The sequence below is a fragment of the Halorubrum trapanicum genome (genome assembly GCF_002355655.1).
Taxonomy (GTDB): domain Archaea; phylum Halobacteriota; class Halobacteria; order Halobacteriales; family Haloferacaceae; genus Halorubrum; species Halorubrum trapanicum_A.
Genome location: NZ_AP017569.1, coordinates 342,845 through 363,627 on the forward strand (window position 1 = coordinate 342,845; position 20,783 = coordinate 363,627).

17 protein-coding genes are annotated in these 20,783 nt (G+C 71.1%); 12 read left to right on the forward strand and 5 right to left on the reverse strand.

Translation table 11 applies throughout. The annotated features are described in order from the left end of the window. Positions 1-40 precede the first annotated feature (40 nt). From CPZ01_RS01655 to CPZ01_RS01670, 4 genes are all read left to right on the forward strand, one after another. Positions 41-793 (forward strand): proteasome assembly chaperone family protein, encoded by a 753-nt coding sequence (locus CPZ01_RS01655; protein ID WP_096393122.1) that lies wholly within the window; start codon positions 41-43, stop codon positions 791-793. A 115-nt stretch (positions 794-908) separates the two neighbouring features. Beyond that, positions 909-2,075: a thiolase domain-containing protein gene (locus CPZ01_RS01660; RefSeq protein WP_096393123.1), complete on the forward strand. Its 1,167-nt coding sequence runs from the start codon at positions 909-911 to the stop codon at positions 2,073-2,075. Further along, positions 2,072-2,524, forward strand: coding sequence for a Zn-ribbon domain-containing OB-fold protein (locus CPZ01_RS01665; RefSeq protein WP_096393124.1), 453 nt, complete (start codon positions 2,072-2,074; stop codon positions 2,522-2,524). Before CPZ01_RS01660 ends, CPZ01_RS01665 begins: the two co-directional genes overlap by 4 nt. Before the next feature lie 120 nt (positions 2,525-2,644). Beyond that, positions 2,645-5,356, forward strand: coding sequence for a hybrid sensor histidine kinase/response regulator (locus tag CPZ01_RS01670; protein WP_096393125.1), 2,712 nt, complete (start codon positions 2,645-2,647; stop codon positions 5,354-5,356). A gap of 63 nt (positions 5,357-5,419) precedes the next feature. Here the strand turns inward: CPZ01_RS01670 and CPZ01_RS01675 are convergent, their stop codons facing one another. Then, positions 5,420-6,187, reverse strand: a complete 768-nt coding sequence (locus CPZ01_RS01675; protein WP_096393126.1) for a VOC family protein — start codon at positions 6,185-6,187, stop codon at positions 5,420-5,422. 180 nt (positions 6,188-6,367) lie between these two features. Here CPZ01_RS01675 and CPZ01_RS01680 point away from each other — a divergent pair, with 180 nt between their 5' ends. From CPZ01_RS01680 to CPZ01_RS01695, 4 genes are all read left to right on the forward strand, one after another. Next, entirely contained in the window at positions 6,368-7,333 is a 966-nt protein-coding gene (locus CPZ01_RS01680; RefSeq protein ID WP_096393127.1) for a UbiA family prenyltransferase, read from the forward strand. A 96-nt stretch (positions 7,334-7,429) separates the two neighbouring features. Continuing rightward, positions 7,430-9,220, forward strand: coding sequence for a histidine kinase N-terminal 7TM domain-containing protein (locus CPZ01_RS01685; protein ID WP_096393128.1), 1,791 nt, complete (start codon positions 7,430-7,432; stop codon positions 9,218-9,220). Positions 9,221-9,250: 30 nt separating this feature from the next. After that, positions 9,251-9,691 carry an EamA family transporter gene (locus CPZ01_RS01690; RefSeq protein WP_096393129.1) on the forward strand — a complete coding sequence of 147 codons (441 nt, stop codon included), beginning with the start codon at positions 9,251-9,253 and terminating at the stop codon, positions 9,689-9,691. Between the two features lie 97 nt (positions 9,692-9,788). Further along, positions 9,789-11,333, forward strand: coding sequence for an MATE family efflux transporter (locus CPZ01_RS01695; RefSeq protein ID WP_096393130.1), 1,545 nt, complete (start codon positions 9,789-9,791; stop codon positions 11,331-11,333). A 75-nt stretch (positions 11,334-11,408) separates the two neighbouring features. Here the strand turns inward: CPZ01_RS01695 and CPZ01_RS01700 are convergent, their stop codons facing one another. Beyond that, on the reverse strand, positions 11,409-12,050 hold the full coding sequence (locus CPZ01_RS01700) for a type 1 glutamine amidotransferase (protein ID WP_096393131.1): 642 nt from the start codon (positions 12,048-12,050) through the stop codon (positions 11,409-11,411). A gap of 40 nt (positions 12,051-12,090) precedes the next feature. Here CPZ01_RS01700 and CPZ01_RS01705 point away from each other — a divergent pair, with 40 nt between their 5' ends. Continuing rightward, a complete protein-coding gene (locus CPZ01_RS01705; protein ID WP_096393132.1) occupies positions 12,091-13,701 on the forward strand; it encodes a SufS family cysteine desulfurase in 1,611 nt (536 codons plus the stop codon). A 31-nt stretch (positions 13,702-13,732) separates the two neighbouring features. Here CPZ01_RS01705 and arcS read toward each other — a convergent pair whose 3' ends face one another. Next, entirely contained in the window at positions 13,733-15,571 is a 1,839-nt protein-coding gene (gene arcS, locus CPZ01_RS01710; protein ID WP_096393133.1) for an archaeosine synthase subunit alpha, read from the reverse strand. Between the two features lie 123 nt (positions 15,572-15,694). Here arcS and CPZ01_RS01715 point away from each other — a divergent pair, with 123 nt between their 5' ends. Both CPZ01_RS01715 and CPZ01_RS01720 read left to right on the forward strand, forming a co-directional pair. Then, positions 15,695-16,192, forward strand: coding sequence for a pyridoxamine 5'-phosphate oxidase family protein (locus tag CPZ01_RS01715; protein WP_096393134.1), 498 nt, complete (start codon positions 15,695-15,697; stop codon positions 16,190-16,192). Between the two features lie 91 nt (positions 16,193-16,283). Beyond that, complete coding sequence (locus CPZ01_RS01720) at positions 16,284-17,564, forward strand: amidohydrolase (RefSeq protein ID WP_096393135.1); 1,281 nt, start codon at positions 16,284-16,286, stop codon at positions 17,562-17,564. Positions 17,565-18,007: 443 nt separating this feature from the next. Here CPZ01_RS01720 and CPZ01_RS01725 read toward each other — a convergent pair whose 3' ends face one another. Then, a complete protein-coding gene (locus tag CPZ01_RS01725) occupies positions 18,008-18,448 on the reverse strand; it encodes a Rieske (2Fe-2S) protein (protein ID WP_096393136.1) in 441 nt (146 codons plus the stop codon). A gap of 4 nt (positions 18,449-18,452) precedes the next feature. Continuing rightward, entirely contained in the window at positions 18,453-19,823 is a 1,371-nt protein-coding gene (locus CPZ01_RS01730; RefSeq protein ID WP_096393137.1) for a geranylgeranyl reductase family protein, read from the reverse strand. A 158-nt stretch (positions 19,824-19,981) separates the two neighbouring features. On the opposite strand from CPZ01_RS01730, the gene fer reads away from it, so the two are divergent. Beyond that, complete coding sequence (fer, locus tag CPZ01_RS01735; RefSeq protein WP_096393138.1) at positions 19,982-20,782, forward strand: ferredoxin Fer; 801 nt, start codon at positions 19,982-19,984, stop codon at positions 20,780-20,782. Position 20,783: the final 1 nt, after the last annotated feature.

The window sequence follows — 20,783 nt, forward strand, 5'->3', positions numbered from 1 at the left end:
ATAGCCACGCTCTTGTGACCGCCGCCCGGACGGACGGGACATGGAGGACATCGAGATCGACGAGGTCGCGACGCCGGAGCTTACGGACCCGGTGTTGATCGAGGGGCTGCCGGGCGTCGGCCACGTGGGGAAACTGGCGGCCGAACACCTCTTAGAGGAGTTCGACGGGGAGTTAGTCCGGCGGGTGTACGCCACGGAGTTCCCGCCGCAGGTGAGCGTCGACGACGAGGGGGTCGCGGAGCTGACCTGCGCCGAGTTCCACGCCGTCGAGACCGACGGCGCCGACCTGCTCGTGTTAACCGGCGACCACCAGGCCGGATCGAACGAGGGCCACTACCGGCTCACCTCGACGTTCCTCGACATCGCCGGGGAGTTCGGCGCCGAGCGGGCGTTCGCGCTCGGCGGCGTCCCGACCGGCGAGCTCGTCGAGGAGTACACCGTCCTCGGCGCGGTCTCCGACGGGTCCCTCGTCGACGACCTCGAGGACGCCGGCGTCGAGTTCCGCGCGGACGAGCCGGCCGGCGGCATCGTCGGCGTCTCCGGGCTCGTGCTCGGCCTCGGCGGTCGGCGCGGCTTCGAGGCCGCCTGCCTGATGGGCGAGACGAGCGGCTACCTCGTCGACCCGAAGAGCGCTCGCGCCGTGCTGGAGACGCTGGAGGCGGTCCTCGACATGTCCGTCGACTACGAGAGCTTAGAGGACCGCGCCGAGGAGATGGAGGAGGTCGTCGGCAAGATCCGCGAGATGCAGGAGGGGCCGGCGGTGCCGGACGACGACCTGCGCTACATCGGGTGAATCGGACGCGTTCGCCGGATTCGCCTCGTTCTCTCCGCGGCGGTTCGCTTCCGCCCGGGGGCCGGAACCCCCGGTTCCGGCAAAGCTAAACCGCATCCCCGATCATCGTTCCTGTATGACTGACGTACGCGTCGCCGGGGTCGGGCTCACTCCCTTCGGCAGCCACTCGGAGCGCACCGGCCGCGACCTGTTCGGCGAGGCCGCGCTGCGGGCGTTCGAGGACGCGGCCGTCGACAGGGCCGACGTCGAGGAGCTGAACTACGGGAACTTCATGGGCGCGCTCGCCGAACACCAGGGCCACCAGGCGCCGCTGATGGCCGAGGCCGCGGGGGTCCGCTGCCCGGCGACGCGCTACGAGTCGGCGTGCGCGTCGGCCGGCGTCGCGGTCCGCGAGGCGGTCCGGACGGTGGCGGCGGGCGACGCCGACGTCGTCCTCGCGGGCGGGATGGAGCGCATGACGAACCTCCCGACCGACGAGGTGACGGAGGGGCTCGCCATCGCGGCCGACGACCTCTTCGAGGTGCGGGCCGGGGTGACCTTCCCGGGCGCGTACGCGCTGATGGCGAACGCCTACTTCGACGCCTACGGCGGGAGCCGCGAGGACCTCGCCCATATCGCGTCGAAGAACCACGAGAACGCACTGCCGAACGAGTACGCCCAGTACCGCAGGGAGGTGTCCGTCGCGGAGGCGATGGACGCCCCGCCGGTCGCGGAGCCGCTCCACCTGTACGACGCCTGTCCGATCACCGACGGGGCGAGCGCGCTCGTGCTGGTCTCCGAGGAGTACGCCGCCGAGCACGACCTCGACGCCTCGGTCGCGGTGACGGGGACCGGGCAGGGGACCGACCGGATGGCGCTCGGGGACCGCGAGCACCTCGCCCGGACGCCCGCGGCCGACGACGCGGCCGACGCGGCCTACGCCGATGCGGGCGTCGAGGCCGCCGACGTCGACGTCGCCGAGGTCCACGACTGCTTCACCATCGCGGAGGTGCTGGCGCTGGAGTCGCTCGGGCTGTTCGAACCGGGTGAGGGGATCTCGGCGGCCCGCGAGGGGCTCACGACCGCCGACGGCGACCTCCCGGTGAACCTCTCCGGCGGGCTGAAGGCGAAGGGTCACCCGGTCGGCGCCACCGGCGGCTCGCAGATCGCCGAGCTGACCCGCCTGCTCCGGGGCGACCATCCCAACAGCGAGCACGTCCCGGAGGCGGAGGTCGGCGTCGCGCACAACGCGGGCGGCACGGTCGCCAGCGCGGTCGTCCACGTGCTGGAGGTGGCCGGATGAGCGACGACGGCGCGGACGCGGCGGACGAGGCGGACGAGACGGACGCGGCGCCGCCGACGGACCGCCACTACGCCGAGTGGCTCGACGCGCTCGCCGACGGGGACGGGTTCGCCTTGGTCTGTCCGGAGGGACACGGCTCCCTTCCCCCGCGGCGGGTGTGTCCCGAGTGCGGGGCCGCCGACCTCTCGCGGGAGCCCCTCGACGAGACGGGGACGGTGGCGACGTACAGCGTCGTCCACGTCCCGTCGCCGCGCTTCGCCGACGACGCGCCGTACGCGACCGCGGTGGCGGACTTCGGTCCGACGCGGCTGACGGGGATCGTCCGCGACGGCGGCGCGGACGACGAAGCGCCCGAGGTCGAAATCGGCGACACGATCGCGGTCGACGTGGGCGAGCGGGCCACCGACGGCGAGCGCCTCGTCGTCTTTCGGCCGGCTGGCGGGCGCTGAGCGCGGCGGTCGCCCGACGGCGCCGGTGAGTCGAAACGGGTCCCGGTCTCCGAGAGCGTTTCCGTGACGAGCGTGTCAGCGCCAAAACCGTTATATCCGGGTCGTCGGTACTCCGGACGTATGCCCGACCGCATCCCGGTCCTCCTCGTCGACGACGACCCGGACCTCCGCGCGGTCACCGCCACGTTCCTAGAGCGCGAGGCGGACCGAATCGCGGTCGAGACGGCGCCCGACGCGGCCGACGGCCTCGACGTCTTAGCGGAGCGCGACGTCGAGTGCGTCGTCTCCGACTACGAGATGCCCGGGAAGGACGGGCTCGCGTTCCTCGCCGAGGTGCGCGAGCGCCACCCGGACATTCCCTTCATCCTCTTCACCGGACGGGGGAGCGAGGAGGTCGCGAGCGAGGCGATCTCCGCCGGCGTCACCGACTACCTCCAGAAGCGCGGCGGCACGGAGCGGTACGAGCGGCTGGCGAACCGGATCGTCGAGGCCGTCGAGAAGCGGCGAGCCGAGCGGGACGCCGAGCAGGCGGTCGAGCAGTTCCGCGCGGTCGCGGAGGGCGCGTCCGACGCGATCGTAACGATCGACACCGACGGCGTGATCCGGTTCGCGAACCCGGCCGTCGAGTCCGTGCTCGGGTACGAACCGTCGGAGTTGGAAGGGGAACCGCTGACGACGCTGATGCCCGAGCGACACCGCGACGACCACCGCGAGGCGGTCGACCGGTACCTCGACACGGGCGAGCGGAGCGTCGACTGGTCGGACGTTCGGTTCAACGCGCTCCACCGCGACGGCGGCGAAGTCCCCGTCTCCCTGTCGTACGGCGAGTACGAGGTCGAGGGAGAACGGCGCTTCGTGGGCGTGATCCGCGACGACGGCGAGCGGGAGCGACACCGGGCGTTCATCGAACACGCCAGCGACGTGGTCGCGGTGCTGTCGAGCGACTGGCGGTTCCGGTACCTGAGCCCCTCCTGCGAGCGCGTGACCGGTCACGCGCCGTCCGATCTGCTCGGCGAGCGGTCGCTGGACTACGTCCACCCGGAGGACCGCGAGGCGGTCAGAACGGCGTTCGGCGAACTCTCCGCCGGCGAGAGCCTCCCGACCGCCGAGTACCGGTTCGAGACCGCCGAGGGCGAGTATCGCTGGCTCGAGTCCGTCGGGAGCGACCGGATCGAGACCGACGGCATCGAGGGGTACGTCGTCACCACGCGCGACGTCTCCGCGCGGAAGGAGCGCGAGCGGACCCTCGCCCGGCTCCGAGAGTGGACGCGGGAGCTCAACTACACCCGGACCACCGAGGAGGCGGCCGAACTGGCGGTGGAGGCGGTCGACGACCTGATCGACGCCGGGCTGAGCGGGATCCACCTGCTGAACGACGACGGGTCCCGCCTCGAACCGGTCGCGCTCGGCGACTCGGTACCGACGCTGTTCGAGAGCCAGCCCTCCTACGACCGGGACGCACCGCCGGGGACGCGGGCGGCGCTGGCGTGGGAGGCCTTCGAGGGAGACGAGTCGATTGTCATCGACGAGCTCTCGTCGGCCGACCGGCTCGACGAGTCCTCGCCCGCGGAGAGCCTCGTGTTGCGCCCGGTCGGCGGCCACGGGCTGTTCGTCGTCTCGTCGCCGGAGCCGAACGAGTTCACCGACACCGACGTCCTCGTGGCCGAGATCCTCTCCGGCCACCTCGAGGCGGCGCTCGACCGCGTCGAGCGAGAGAGCCGCGTCGAGCGGCTCCACGGGGCCACGCGAACGCTCGTCGGGGCGGAGTCCCGGGAGGAGATCGCCGAGCGGGCCGTGGAGGCCGCCACCGACGTGCTGGGCTTCTCGATCGTCACCGTCCGGGTCCACGACGAGGCGGCGGGCGGACTGGTGCCGTCCGCCGTCTCGCCCGAGGCCGAGCGGCTGCTCCCGGAGCGCGAGACGTTCACGCCCGACGGCGGGAGCCTCAACTGGGCGGTCTTCGAGGCGGGCGAACAACGGATGTACGACGACATCCGAACGACCGACGCGCTCGACGCCGACACGGCGCTGCGCAGCCTGCTTATCGTCCCGATCGGCGAGTACGGGACGATCGCGATCGGCGAGACGGAGCCGGGGGTGTTCGACGGGGTCGACGAGTACCTCGCCGGCATCCTCGCGACCGCGGCCGAGACGGCGTTCCAGGCCGAGGCGCGCACCCGACGGCTCGCCGAGCGGACCGCCGAGCTGGAGCGGCAGAACGACCGGTTAGAGGAGTTCGCCGGCGTGGTGTCACACGACCTCCGGAACCCGCTTGAGGTCGCTCGCGGCCGGACCGAACTGGCCCGCGAGGAGTGCGACAGCGACCACCTGGCTGCGGTCGAGCGCGCGCACGACCGGATGACCGCGCTGATCGACGACCTGCTCACGCTCGCCCGCGAGGGCGACCCCGTGACCGACGCCGAGCCGGTCGATCTGGCGCGGGTCGTCGGCTCCTGCTGGCGGACCGTCGACACGAGGGACGCGACGCTGCGGAGCGAGGCCGAGGGAAGGATCCTCGCGGACGAGGGGCGGCTGAGACAGCTGCTGGAGAACCTGATCCGGAACGCGATCGAACACGGCGGCGAGGACGTGACGGTCACCGTCGGAACGCTGCCGGACGGCTTCTCCGTGGCCGACGACGGGCCGGGGATCGACCCGGACCGACGCGAGGCTGTGTTCGACGCCGGCCACTCGACCTCGCAGTCGGGGACCGGGTTCGGGCTTCGGATCGTCGAACAGGTGGCCGACGCGCACGGGTGGTCGGTGCGCGCCGTCGAGAGCGAGGCGGGTGGGGCGCGCTTCGAAGTCACCGGGGTCGAATCCGCGGACTGACCGCTTCGAGACGCGACGGGAGAAGAAGTCGGGTTCGAACGGTCGGCTTTTCGCGCGGTCTCGTTAGTCCCGCGTGACCAGTTCGACCTCGTGGCCGTCCTGGTCCTTCGTGAACGCGTAGTTGTGGTCGCACGATTCGGGGTCGCGGTAGTCGGGCGCCTCGCGGGTCATCAGGTCGTCCCAGGCGTCGTCGAGGTCGTCGACGCGCACCGCGACGTGACCCCAGGCGTCGCCCATCGTGTACTCGCGGCCGTCGTAGTTGTAGGTGAGTTCGATCTTCATCGCCTCGTCCGGGGCGTCCTCGGGCGCCACGAAGTAGTTCGAGAAGGAGTCCGCCTCCCAGCGGCCGGGTACCTCGGTGTACTCGAACTTGCGGGTCCAGTAGCCGAGCGCCTCGTCGGCGTCCTCGACGCGGATCATCGTGTGGTCGATGCTCCACTTCGCGCCGTGGTCGCGCTTGACGATCTCGATCTCGTGGCCGTCGGGGTCCTTCACGAACGCGTAGCGGTTTCCACAGGACTCGGGGTCGCGGTAGTCCTCGACGCCCTCCGCCATCAGCTGGTCGTACGACTCCTGTAGCGCGTCCTCGGGGACGCGGACCGCGATGTGGCCCCAGGCGTCGCCGATCTCGTAGGTGCGGCCGTCGTGGTTGTACGTGAGCTCCAAGAGGGCGCCGTCCTCGTGGACGTCCTCGGGCCCGAGGAAGACGTTGGTGAACGTGTCCGCCTCCCAGCGGCCCTTCTCCTCGTAGTTCAGGTGCGTCTGGTACCAGTCGAGGCTCTCCTCTAAGTCCTCGACGCGGATCATCACGTGGTCGAGCGTTCCGTCCATACGCGAGCGATCGGCCGCTCGGGTCAAAAGCGTACTGAAGCCCGAACCCGCCTCGCGGCGCCGAAGCGGAGGGGACAGATACCGCGAGGAGTCTCGTTTTATTAACACCGTACGGAGTGGATAGATACGTCTCGATCCCCCATACCGGACGTTCGCCGTCTTCGGGCGGCGAACGTTCAAATGGCAAACGAACCCACGAGGCCGTCCGCGCCGGACGGCACGACAGCGCAGTATCGCTCGCACGCAACACCCTCCGACTCGGGGACGCTCCGGCTGGTCGCCGCGTTCGTGGCGGGGGCGCCGTTCGCGGGGCTCGTCGCCGCCGTCGAGGTGGCGGTCGTGACGGCCGCGCTCGGCGTGCCGCTCTCGGCCGCGCCGGTCGCGGTGGGGCTCGTCGCGTTCGCGGTGTACGCCGCGGACCACGTCGCCGACGCCGAGGGCGACATCGGCTCGACGCCGGTGCGGGCGCGGATCGCGCTCCGCTACGCCGATCAGCTGATGGTCGCCGCCGCGGTGAGCTACGGGCTGGCCGTCGCGCTCGCGGCCGGCGCGGGTCCCGCGGCGCTCGCGCTCGTCCTCGTTCCCGGTGCGGTGTGGATCGGCTACGCCACCGACTGGCTGCCGGCCGCGGGGGACCTCGTCGCGCCGCTCGGCGAGGTCTCCGTGCCGCGCCTGAAGGACGTGTTCCTCCTCAACTCCGCGGCGGTCGCGCTCGCCTGGGCGGTCGCCGTCGTGGCCGCGCCGCTCGCGTTCGCCGGCGTTCCCGTGGACTCGGCCGGAGCGCCCGCGGTCGCCCTGCTTTTCGCCTACGTCTTCGCCCGCTCGTTCGTCGACGTCGAGGTCCCGAACGTCAGGGACGTCGCGGCCGACGCCGCGCGGGGCGTGGCGACGCTCCCCGTCGTCTACGGAGTCAGCGGAACGCGGCGGGCCCTGCTGGCCGTCGACGCCGTCGCCGCCGGACTGCTGGCGGCCACCGCCGCGACCGGCGCCGCGTCGACCCCCGCCCTCGCCGCGCTCGGCGTCGGCCTCGCCGTTTCGGTGACCGTCACCGCGCTGGCCGACCGGCTCGGCGGCGCGGCGCTCGGGGTCGCGCCCGACTGTAGCTACCTCGTCGCCGGCGCCGTCCTCCTCGCGATCGGCTGGTGAGGTCGCGTCCGCGGGTCCGAGGGCCCCAACGGCCGGTTTTTTCGATAAGACAACTCGACCCGATGAGTTATAAATCCAATGTGCGTAAAAAACGGTATGGCCGCGCTGAGTCCCCTCTCCGTCGCCCTCCTCGTCGCGGTCACGGTCGGGTTGGCGGCGGCGATCCTCGCGTGGCGGGAGCGGCCGGAGCCGGGCGCGACGTGGCTCGCGGTGCTGCTCACCGGACAGGTGTGGTGGGCGACGTTCCTCGTCTTCGAGCTGGAGGCGACGACGCTGCCGGCGAAGGCGCTCTGGTACGACGTCCAGTGGGTCGGCGTCGTCGCGATCCCGGTCGGCTGGCTCTTCTTCGCGCTGGCGTACACCGGCTACGACCGCTACGTGACGCCCTTCTCCGTGGCGCTCGTGTCGGTCATTCCGGTCGCCACCGTCGCGGTCGCCGCCGCCGGCGACCCGGGCGACCTCCTCGCGGTCGACCGGGTCGTGCGCGAGACAGCCGTCGGGACGTTCCTCGACGTCGTCCCCGGCCCGCTGTACTACGTCATCGCGGGATACACCTACCTCCTCGGCGCGGTCGGATCGGTTCCGCTGATCCAGCTGATCCGCGACGACGCCCGCCCGTTCCGGGGACAGAGCGCGGCGCTGCTCGTCGGGACCGCTGCGCCGTGGGCCGGGAACCTCGCGCACCTCTCCGGCGCGGTGCCGATCCCCGGGCTCGACCCCACCCCGCTGGCGTTCGCGGTCTCCGGCGTGGCGTACCTGCTCGCGCTCTCGCGGTTCCGCCTGCTGACGCTCGCGCCGGCCCCCCGCCGCCGCGCCCGGCAGCTCGTCTTTGAGCAGCTTCACGACCCCGTCTTCGTCGTCGGCACGGAGGGCCTCCTCGTCGACCTGAACGAGTGCGCGGCCGAGACGTTCGGGATCGACCGACGCGACGCGATCGGCGAGCCCGCGGCGACCGTCGTGCCGAAGTACGACGCGATCCGCGAGCTCGACGGCACCGACGCCGACAAACCGCGGCCGATACCGATCGTCGGCCGCGACGGCCAACGGCCGTACGAGGCGACGGTTCGGGACGTCGTCGACGACCACGACCGCACCACGGCCCGGGTGATCACCTTCCACGACGTCGGGGCGTACCTCGGCCAACAGCAGCGGCTCAACGTCTTGAACCGCGTGTTCCGTCACGACGTTCGGACGGAGACCAACCTCATCCAGGGGTACGCCGAACAGCTCCGCTCGGACCCGACCGACGAGCGCGCCCTTTCGATCATCGAGGAGAGCGCCGGGCGGATGCTCGAACTCAGCGAGCGCACCCGGACCGCCGGCGAGCTGTTCGACCCGACGGAGGAGTCCGAGACGGCGCCGCTCACGGACGCCGTCGACGAGGCCGTCGCGGAGGCGAGAGCCGTCGCCCCCGACGCGCGGATCGAGGTCGGGCAGGTGGCGCCGGTCCCGGTTCCGGTCGTGTTGGAGGTCGTCTTGGGGAACCTCTGTACGAACGCGGTCAGACACAACGACGCGGACGCGCCGTGGATGCGGATCGACGCCGCGGTCGCGGACGGCTGGGTCGAGGTCACCGTCGCGGACGACGGGCCCGGGATCGACCCCGCCGAGTACGACGTGTTGGACCGCGGCACGGAGACGCCGCTGCGACACGGCAGCGGGATCGGCCTGTGGATCGTCAAGTGGGGCGTCGACCACCTCGGCGGGCGGATCTCGTTCGACGAGCGCGAGCCGACCGGGACCGTCGTGACGGTCTGCGTCCCTGTCGACCGCTCGGAGACGCCGGGCGCCGGCCCGGACGGTGAGCCCCCGGATCCGCACCTCGATGACCCGGCGCCGAGCGACGAGTCGGGCTCGCTCGGCCCGCCGCCGAACGCGGGTCGATAGGCACTTGACGCCGGGCGGCGACCCGGCTGTATGGACGCTACGGCCACGACGTATCTCCCGTACGCGCTGCTCGCGATGGGCGCGTACGCGCTCGTCTCGCCGCTGATGCGCGTCGCAACGACCGGTCCGAACGCGATCCCGAGCGACGTCGCCGTCGTCGTCTCGAACACCCTGCTCGTCGCCATGGCGGTCGGCGTGATCGCGTACACCGGGCAGGGGTTCACGACGCACCTCGCGTCGCCGAAGCTGGCCCACGTGCTCGCGGCGGGCGTGTTCCTCGGGATCGGCATCCTCGCATTGTACCGATCGCTCTCGCTCGGCCCGGTGAGCGTCGTGACCCCCATCTTCGCGATGTTCCTCGTCTTCTCGTCGGTGATCGGCTTCCTGTTCCTCGGCGAGTCGTTCACGGCCCGGAAGGGGCTCGGAATCGTCTTCGCGGCCGCCGCGGTGTACCTCGTCTCCGGCGCCTGACGGTGGGTCGATCCCGGCCCGCCGACCCCGCGATCCGGAACGGCCTGCCGCGTGACGAAACCCCTTTAGCCGCCAGCGGGAAAGGGGCGCACCCGCCGTGTCTCGCCTTCCGAGTTCCCTCCGCGCGCTGATCTCGTACGTCGCCGACCTCCCGAACCCGTTCCGGCTGCTAATCTTATACATCGGCTTCGCACTCGCGAGGGTCGGGCTGATCGACCGCCACCGCGTGGTCCGGACCACCGACCTCGCGTGGCCGCGGATCGTGACGGGTATCGCCCGGATGTCGAAGAACGCGGTCGACGTCGCGATGGTCGGCGTCGCGGTCGGCACCAGCGCCGTCGCCGGCGTCGGCTTCGCGGGCCCGTACTGGGGGCTCGCGTTCGCGCTCGGCGGCGGCGTCGCGGGCGGCACCATCGCCCTCGTCTCCCAGCGGTACAGCGCCGAGGCGTTCGTCGAGCTCGGCGACGCGGTCCGGTCGAGCGTCCTCCTCGTGATCGCGATCAGCGTCCCCGTCAGCGGCGCGTTCTGGCTGTACGCGCCGGCGTTCATCGACGTGCTGAGCAGCAACGAGGCGGCGATCGCCTACGGCGCCGACTACCTCCGCGTGGTCGGGCTCGGCGTCCCCTTCGCCGCGCTCAACCTCGTCGGCAGCCGCGTGCTGGTCGGCTGCGACGACGCCTACACCGCGATGCAGGTCCGCGCCGGCGGCGCGGTCGCGAACATCGTCCTCAGCGCGCTGTTCATCTTCGGCCTCGGCTGGGGCGTCGAGGGCGCCGCGGTCGGCACCGTCCTCTCGAACGTGCTCGCGGTCGCCGGGTTCACCGTCGGCCTCGTCCGCGGGAGCGCGCCGCTCGTCGGCGAGTTCCCGGTCGCGATCGACGCGACCGGCTCGTACCTCAACCCCGGCATGCTCCGCGACCTCGTCGAGATCGGCGTGCCCGTCGGCGCGCGCAACCTCGTCTGGACGGCCGCGGAGTTCCCGATGCTCGCCATCCTCGACGTGTTCGGCGAGAACACCGTGGCCGCGTTCGTCATCGCCCGCCGCATCTGGGGGATCATGAACACCCCCGGCTGGGGGTTCGGCCTCGCTTCCTCCAGCCTCGTCGGGCAGGAGCTCGGCGTCGAGCGCCCCGAGGAGGCCGAGGCGTACGCCCGCGACATCATCCGCTTCTCGGTGGCGACGTACGCGGTCTCCGCGGTGTTGATCGCGGTCTTCGCGACGGACATCGTCTCGCTGTTCGCCCAGTCGCCCGAAAGCCCGGAGATCCCGATCGCCGTCAACCTCGTGTACGCGGCCTGCGCGGCGGTGATCTTCCAGGGCGTCTCGGGCGGCGCGGCCGGCCCGCTCGACGCCGCCGGCGACACGAAGATCCCCTTCGCGAGCCAGTTCCTCGGGATGTTCTGCGTGTCGATTCCCCTCGCGTACGTCGGCGCGCACGACGCGACGCCGGCGATCGACCTCCCCCTAGTCGGCGTCACGCTCCCGCAGGTCGCGCTGCCCGCGATCGGACTGTGGGGCCTGTACCTCGCGTTCATGGCGGAGACGACGATCCCCGCCGCGATCAACTACCTCCGCTTCCGCTCCGGGAAGTGGAAGAAGATCAGCGAGGCGTACCGCCCCGGGGCGACCGCGGACGACTGAGCCGCTGACCCGTCGTCCGGCGGCTTTTCGACGCGAGTCGTCTGCGGTTGCCGTCCCGGAGAAGTGGAGTGGACGCTACGATTCGCTCTCGGACGACTCGACGAGGTCCGCGAAGTTGGCGAGCGTCCGGGTGGCGGTGGAGTCCTCGAAGGAGCCGTCGGCCGCCTCCCAGTCGTCGTACTCGTCTGTGATCCGAGGCGTGAATTCGGGGTGATACTGGACCGACCAGACGGGCCGGTCGCGGTGGCGCGTGGCGAAGTACTCGTAGTAGTCCGCGCGCCCGATGACCTCCATCCCGTCGCCGAGCTCCGTCACGACGTCGGAGTGAAGGACGGGCACGCTCGGTTCGACGCCGTCGAACAGCGGCTCGTCGGCGTCGAGTTCGGCGTCGTGGAGCCGGAGGCGGGAGGTCCCGCTGTCCGCGACCGCGCCGCCGAGGGCGGCGTTCAGAATCTGATGGCCGAAGCAGATGCCGAGGGTCGGGACGCCCTCCTCGACGAGCCGGCGCGCGAACCGCTTCTGGGCCGCGATCCACGGCTGGTCGGGCTCGTCGTACACGCCGACCTCGCTGCCGCCGATGACGACGCCGTCCACGTTATCGAGGGCCGGGTCACCGTCCTCGTTCGGGTAGTTGTACACGCGGGCGTCGGGCAGGAAGTGGACGATCTCGTCGGCCATGTAGCCGCCGTCGACCGCGTTATCGAGTACCAATATCATCTGGGAGTTATTTAAATAGAACTGATCTCTTGGTAGTTACATGAGTTTCGATGCCGAAGCGGTTCGTTCGGACTTCCCCGTGCTCGACCGACGCGTGAACGGGCATCCGCTCACCTACCTCGACAACGCCGCGACCACGCACACGCCCCAGCAGGTGTACGACGTCTTCGAGGAGTTTTACGCGGGGTACAACGCGAATATCCACAGGGGGATCCACGAGCTCAGCCACGAGGCCTCGCTCGCCTACGAAGAGGCGCACGACCGCGTCGCCGACTTCCTCGGCGCGGACGGCCGCGAGGAGATCGTCTTCACCAAGAACACCACCGAGAGCATCAACCTCGTCGCGTACGGTCTCAGCCGGCGTCTCAGCGAGGGCGACGAGATCGTCGCGACGGAGATGGACCACCACGCCTCGCTGGTCACCTGGCAGCAGATCGCCGAGCGCACGGGTGCGACCGTCCGCCACATTCCCGTCACGGCCGACGGCCACCTCGACATGGACGCCGCCCGCGACCTCGTCACCGACGACACCGCGGTCGTCTCTGTCCCCCACGTCTCGAACGTGCTCGGGACGGTCAATCCCGTTGCCGACCTCGCGGCCCTCGCACACGACCACGACGCGTACGCGGTCGTCGACGGCGCCCAGTCCGCCCCGACGCGGCCCGTCGACGTGGGGGCGATGGACGCGGACTTCTTCGCGTTCAGCGGCCACAAGCTCGCCGGCCCCACCGGCATCGGGGGACTGTACGGGAAACGCGAGATCTTGGCGGAGCTCGACCCGTTCCTGTTCGGCGGAGAGATGATCCGGAACGTCACGCTCACCGACTCGACGTGGAACGAACTGCCCTGGAAGTTCGAGGCCGGCACGCCGCCGATCGCGGAGGGCATCGCGCTCGGCGCGGCCGTCGACTACCTGGAGGAGCTGGGGATGGACGCCGTCCGCGACCACGAGAACGAGCTCGCGCAGTACCTCCTCCGAGAGCTCGCAGACCGGGAGTTCGTCCAGACGTACGGCCCCGGCGTCGGCGAGGAGCGTACCGGCCTCGTCTCATTCAATGTTGAGGGTGTCCACGGGCACGACCTCTCCAGCCTCCTCAACGATCGAGGCATCGCCATCCGCGCCGGCGACCACTGCACGCAGCCGCTCCACGACCGGTTCGACATCCCCGGCTCCGCGCGGGCGTCGTTCTACGTCTACAACACCCGCGCAGACGTCGACCGCCTCCTCGACGTGGTCGACTCCGCGCGCGACGACCTGGACGCGTACCTCGCCTCCGACCGCTACCACGATCTCATCAGCGACCACTACCACCACCCCCGTAACCCGGGCGCCCTCACCGATCCGACGTTCGTGAAGTCCTCCGAGGAGACGACCTGCGGCGACGACGGCGAGTTCCACGTCGCGATCGCCGACGGCCGCATCGAGGAAATCGCCTTCGAGAGCCGGAGCTGTGCGGTCAGTCGCGCCGTCGCCAGCCTCCTCTCGGAGCACCTCGACGGGATGTCGGTCGAGGCAGTCGCCGACCTCGACGGGTACGTTACCCGCGAGCTCGACGGACAATACCCCGACCTCCGACGCGAGTGCGTCGAAGGCCCGGAGGACGTCATCCGGGAGGCAGCCCGCGAGTACGTCCAGAAAAACAGCGCGTAGGACCGCTACCGCGTCGTCTTTCGGGGCTCGGTCACTTCTCGTCGGCGTGCCGAACCTCGACCGCGACCCCCCGCGTCGCCCCCGCCATCTCCGGGCCGGACATCGCCGCGCGGCCGACCGCGAACGCCTTCGGCCCCTCGATCACGACCTCGTCGCCCACCCGGATCTCGTCGTCCGCGTCGACGACGCCGGGCGCGAGGACGGAGCCGTGCGGGACGAACCCGTCGATCTCGACCCGCTTCGTCGGCGCGTCGCTCTCCACCCACCGGCGCGCGCCGTCGAGGGTGAAGGAGAGGGTGCCGTACTGCGGGACCATCGTCGCCAGCTGCTCGCCCGGCTCGCCCTCGCGGCCGGCGTCGGGGTCGTCGCCCCACACCTGGAGCTTCGGGTAGCGCCCGGTGGTTCGCACGTCGGCCTCGCCGCCGTAGCGCGCTGTCTCGACGCCGTCCCCGCCGGCCGCGCCGAGCCCGCCGAAGAGGTCGTCGCCTGCGCCGTCGCCGAGCAGGTAGTCGGCGATGGCGCGGACGGTGTTGTGCTCGCGCTCGCGCTTGCTGTAGGCGGGCTCGCCCTGAAGGGCGGCGTTCAGCTCGCCGAGCGACTCGTCGGTCGTCGGGTGGTCGACGCAGGTGTACTCGAACTCGACGTCGACCGCGCCCTCGACGCGCTCGCAGATCTCGCGGTAGCCGTCCTCGGGAACGTGCGCGATGACGCGCGAGTAGTCGTTGCGTTCGAGGTACCGCCGCAGCACCTCCGCGACGAACGAAATCTCGTCCTCGCTCCAGTCGCCGGTGACGACCGAGTCGTAGTGTTGGGCGGGGTAGGTCGTCTCCAGCTCCTGCGGGACCACGCCGATGGGCGAGGTCATCGAGACGGTGTGGCCGCGCCACTGGATCGCGTCGTGGAACTGGCGGTGGCTCTGGGAGTCGCTGTACGGCTTCGTCGCCGAGCAGGGGACGAGCACGAGCGGCTGGTCGGTGAATCGATTGCGGTAGCGGCTCGTGACGCGGTCGGCGAACCGCCGGATCTCGACGCGGTCGAGCGTCTCCGCGGACGCGGCCGTCACCTCGGCGTCGCGCATGAGCGGCGTCCGTTCTTCGAGGTACCCCCACTGGTCGTCGAACTCGCGGAACGCGGCCGTGAGCCACCCCTCGTGGCGGGCCTGCCCCTCGACGTAGTCGCGCAGGCGACCCGCCCGAATGCGCTCGCGGACGCGGCGGAGTTCGGCGCGGAGGGCGTTGACGTTGTGGTCGGCGCAGTCGGCGCGCGTGAACTCCTCTCGGGGCGTCGCGCAGGCCGGACAGGCGCACGGCAGCTCGTCGAGGTCCTCGAGGAAGTGTTCCGCGTCGGCGGTGAGGTACATCCCCTGCGTGCCCTTCGTCCGCGCGAGCGTCTCGTCGACGAGGTCGACGCCGGCGTACGCGAGCAGCGCGACGTTCCGCGGCGTGGCGACCCCTGAGAGGCCGAGCGCGGCGTCGGGCGGCAGGCTTCCCTTCGCCCGGACGATCGCGTCGCGGAACGCCTCTCCGTGGCCGACGAACCCCTTCGCGTCCGAGAGGAGGTACGCGTCGGCGCCGAGGTCGCGGGCGCTCCGGCTGTCGACGACCGCGGCCGAGGGGAAGTCGGCGTCCGGATGCTCGACCGCGAACGACTCGCGGACCTCGTCGCGCGTGCCGGCCGGGAACGACCGGTGCGGCAGCACCGTGAGCGCACTCTCGTCGCCGTCGGGCACCTCGCGGTCGCCGGCCCAGAGGCTGCCGGCGTCGTCGAGGAACGGGCCCGCGAGCGCCGGCGTCGTCACGGGGTCGGCGAGGCGGACCGCCCCGAGGCGGGCGGCGCCGTCGCGCTCGTGGACCTCGAAGTAGTCGGTCATACCACCACTCGCGCGGGGACGGTCAATTCTCTTGTGTTCCGCGGTCGGCCGGGTGGCGTCTCGCGGACCGCCGTCCGAGCGCTTCGCCGCAACTGTTAGGCGGAACGCGGCCGAGGGATCGGTATGGACCCGACCGGCCCGTGGGACCGCGAGCGCGTCGACGAGTACCTCGGCGCCGCGCGCGTCCCGGTCCGCCTCGGCTGCCGCACGCCGAGCGATCGCCCCTGGATCGTTTCGCTGTGGTTCGCGTGGGACCCGGACGCGGGGAGCGGGCCCGACGCCGAACGCGGTTCCGACGACCACGCCGGCGCTATCCGGTGCGCGACGAGCGCGAGCGCCGACCTCGTGGAGTTCGTCGAACACGACGACGAGGTCTCGTTCGACGTGTCGACGAACGACCCACCTTATAAAGGGGTCCGCGGTCGCGGCCGCGCGACGGTCGTCCCGGACGAGGACAAGCGGCTCTTGCGGTCGCTGCTGACGAAGTACCTCGGCGGGACCGACAACGCGACCGCCGACCGGCTCCTGCGGCCCGAGCGCGACGAGGTGGAGATCCGTATCGAACCCGAGCGGCTCCACGCGTGGGACTACTCGGAGCGGATGGGGACGGCGGAGGAGTGACCCGAGCCCGGGCGGGCGGTCTCTGAGCGCGTCGGCCGGCGTCGCTCTCCGCGAGGCGATCGTTTAAGCGGTCGCCGGGCCACCGGGTGGTATGAGCGCTCTCGACAGCGACGAGTACCGCGCGTTCCGCCGCGACCTCCACCGCCACCCCGAGCCCGCGTGGCGCGAGTTCTACACCACCGCCCGCATCGTCGAGGCCCTCCGCGAGCGCGACCTGACGGAGCTCCACGTCGGGCCCGACGCGCTGGCGGCCGACGAGCGCCTGAACGTCCCGGACGACGAGGAACTGGCGGAGTGGGAGGAGCGGGCCCGCGAGGCGGGCGCCGACCCCGAGATTCTCGACGAGCTCTCCGGCGGCTACACCGGTTGCGTCGCGGTCGTCGAGCGCGGCGACGGCCCCGTGGTCGGCCTGCGCGTCGACATCGACGGCCTCCCGATCACGGAGTCGGAGTCGGGCGACCACGTCCCGGTCGGGGAGGGGTTCCGCTCCGAACACGAGGGGTTCATGCACGCCTGCGGTCACGACGCCCACGCGACGATGGGGCTCGGCGCGCTCGACGCCGTCCTCGACTCCGACTTCTCGGGCACGCTGAAGGTGTTCTTCCAGCCGGGCGAAGAGCAGATCGTCGGCGGGAAGCCGATGGCCGAGTCGGGCCACCTCGACGACGTCGACTACCTGTACGCGGTCCACGTCGGCTTAGATCACCCCTCCGGCGAGGTCGTCTGCGGCATCGAGGGGTTCCTCGCGGTGCGGCACTTCCTCGCCGAGTTCACGGGGGAACCCGCGCACGCCGGCGCGCGCCCCGAGCAGGGCCGGAACACGGTTCAGGCGATGGCGGCCGCGATCCAGAACCTCTACGCCATCCCGCGGCACGCGGACGGCCCGACGCGGGTGAACGCCGGGCTCGTCGGCGGCGGCACCGCGACGAACATCATCCCCGAGGAGTCGTACATCGAGGGCGAGGTGCGCGGGCAGACGACTGACCTCGCCGAGTACATGTCCGACCACGCCGACCGGGTCCTCGACTCGGCCGCGGAGATGCACGACTGCGAGGTCGAGGTATCGACGCTCGGCGAGGCGCCCAGCGCGACGAGCGACGACGCGCTCGCCGAACTCGTCGGCGAGTCCGCGAGCGACGTCGCCGGCGTCACGAACATCGTCGACAGCGACGAGCTCGGCGGCTCCGAGGACGCGACGTACCTGATGAACTACGTCCAGGAGCAGGGCGGGCTCGCCTGCTACCTCGGCGTCGGCACCGACCACCCCGGCGGCCACCACACGAGCGACTTCGACGTCGTCGAGGACGACATCGCGATCGGTATCGACGTGATCGCCGGCGCGATCCGGCGGGTCGCCGAGACGCGGCCATAGGGGTCCGGAGCGCTTTTCTGACCAGTATTTAAAAACCCCTTCGACGACCTTTATAAATGAATGCGGTGGCGCGTGCCGACGAGCGCCCGTAGGGCGCGAGTCGCACACGCGAGGGAGTCGGTCGCCGAGCGAAGCGACGGCGACCGACGAGGTTGGGGAGGTGTGAGGCTGCGGTGCTGTGCGGGGCGGGACCCGAAGGGGCAGCCGTGAGGCGGGCGCAGGCGACGTAAGGACCGCAGGAGCGAACGAAGTGAGCGACGAGGACCGCAGCGAGCGTGCGCCCGCCTCACGGCTGGGGCTTCGGTGGTGTCGGTGTTGGTGTCGCACGGTCACTTATAAATAAAACCGTACAGCCTCACGGCTGGGGCTTCGATGAACGTCACCCCCGCAGTCGCCTATTTAAAAAGAGCCGACCACGAGTCTGCCTCTCGGATCTTCGCAACTCAGAACGTCAGGTGCGAACTCGACGCCGGCCCGTCGTCGTCGCCCTCGTCGTCGGGTAACCCCTCGTAGAGGTACGTGAGGTCGTCGTCGGTGAGGAACACCGCGCCGTCGCGCACCTCGACGTCGATCGAGCGGAGCGTCGTGCCCGCGGCCTCGCCGTTGTCGCAGGAGCCCTCACAGGAATCGAACGCCGAGCCGTGCTTCGGGCAGACGACGGAGCCGCCCCGCGTCACGGCGCCAACCCCCTCCCGGTGGAGTCGCTGCTCCTCGTGGGTACAGCGGTTGATCCACGCGCGGACGGGCTGCTCCTCGCTACCCTCGGGCTCGTCCGCGCACGGCACGAGAAACACCTCGCGGTCTTCGTCGCCCTCGCGGGCGGTGAACGCCCACGATCCCTCCTCGCGCACCGTCTCGACGGTAGTGAGTCGGTAGCCGCTCACGGGCTCAGTACTTCGCGTCGGCGCCGGTCGTCTCGTAGACGCGGTCCATGATGTCGTCGCGCTCGCGGGTCCAGTTGGCCATCGCGGCGGGGCTCGTCGGGTACTCGTCGTAGTGGGAGATCAGCTCGTCCGCCAGCGACTTCGTCTGGTAGAAGTTCCGGATCGTCCCCCAGTAGCCGAACGACTTGACCGCGGCCTTCACCTTCAGGCCGAAGGACATCGAGGTCGACCCCTCGTACAGCGCCTCCGCGAGCTTCTCGCCCGGCAGCGACGCGAGCAGGCCCATCAGGTCGTCGACGTCGACCGCGGTCGAGAGGACGTTGTACACGTCGAGGCCGGCGTAGCGCCCGCCGAAGTGGTCCATCACGCGGGCGTTGTACCGCCAGAGGTTCTCCTCGCTCACGTCGCCGTCGGAGATCGCCTTCACCGCCTGCTCGCCGGCGTACTTGCCGGCGTACGCCGCGCCGGCGATGCCGCCGCCGGTCGTCGGGTTCACGTGGCCGGCGGCGTCGCCGACCGCCATGTAGCCGGGCGCGACCGCCGAGTCGTACGGGCGTCGGGTCGGCAGCGCGGCGCCGAGCTTGTCGCGCACCTCCGCGCCCTCGAACTCGGGTCGGTCCCGGAGGTCCTCCTTCAGCGACTCGACGAGCTGCATCGGCTCCTCGGTCATCTGGAAGCCGAGCCCGGCGTTGATCTCCGTCGCCGTCCGCGGGAAGTACCAGAGGTACCCCGCGGCGCGGTCGGTCGCTTTGAACACCAAGGCGTCGTCCCACTCGACCGGCTCCGGCACCTCGACGATCTCGCGGTAGGCGGAGCAGAACTGCGAGTAGCGGACGTTCGTGTCGAAGGTGGTCCCCTCGAAGTCGGCCTTGTCCTGGAGCAGCGAGAGCGACCCGGCGCCGTCGATCACGACGTCCGCCGCGTACGTCCGCGGCTCGCCCTTTCGCACCGCGTGGAGCCCCGTGACGCGGCCCGTCTCGTCCTGTAACACGTCGTTGATGACGGTGTCGTAGTGGAAGTCGACGCCGGCGTCCTCGGCGCCGGCGATGATCTGGCGGCCGTACTCCCAGCGGTCGATGACGGCGAGCTCGCCGGGGACCGGGATCTCGAGGACCGTGTCCTCCTGCGGGATCTCGAAGCGGCCGTGGTCGACGCCCGTGTTCGTGAACGCGGGTTCGAGCCGGTCTTTCGGGATCGCCTCCGGGAAGGCGTCGGCCCCCTTCAGGGCGTCGCCGCAGGCGATGTGGCCGGCCTCCTCCTCGTCCTTCCGCTCGACGATGACGACGTCGAGCCCCTCGTTCGCGATCGTCGCGGCGGCGTAGCAGCCGGCGGTGCCGGCGCCCGCCACGACGACGTCGTACTCGTCGATATCCATTACCGGACCGTGTCGTGCCCCCGGCAAAACTCTTTGCTCCCGTTTCGGTCGGATCTCCGGGAACGGATTGTCCTCATTCGCCGCTCCTCGACCGATCCGAACCCGTGCCTAACTGTTCAGGCTCGACGTTTAACGGCCTCGAAGCGAACGACAGGGACATGGGCCAACTCGAACACGTCGACGCCGACCGCCTCCGGGCGTGGCTCCCGGAGGTCCGGTCGGCCGAGGCGACCGCGGCGCTGATGGTCGCCGTCGCGTACGACAGAGGGATCGGCACGGCGGAGCTCGCCTCGTGGTACGGCCGCTCGGAGGAGTGGGTCGAGGAGACGGTCGACGCGCTCGACTCCGGGCGGCTCGTCTCGACCGTCGCCCGCCTCGAAGGGGTCGACGTCGAGGCGGTCGCCGCCGAGTCGAACCTCGCGCCGTCGACGGTCCGCGACTGGTTCGACGGCCTCGCCGACGAACCGGTCCCGGAGGCGGCCGACGTGGTCCGGCGGTACGCGGAGGGGTCCGTCGAGCCGGTGCGGACCGGGTCGCCGTCGACCGTTTACCACCTCGACCACGAGACGCTTACCGAGCGCGGCTGGTCGCTCGACGACGAGGGCCTCTTCGAGAAGGCGGCCGAGGCCGACCTCGACCTCCCGGAGTACGGCCGCTTCCTCGTCGAGCCCGACGAGTCGATCCTCGAGGCCGCCGAGCGCGGCGGGCGGTCGTGGCCGTACGCGTGCCGCGGCGGCGCCTGCTCGAACTGCGCCGTGGTCGTCGTCGAGGGCGACGTGGCGATGCCGGGACAGTCGATCCTCTCGGACGAGCAGATCCGGGAGACGAACGCGCGCCTCTCCTGCGTCGGGGTGCCGATCACCGAGGAGGTGAAAGTCGTCACGGGCGTCGGCGACACCGACGCGTTCGCCGACCTGCGGCTACCGTCGCCGACCGACGAGACGGGAGCGTCGGACTGAC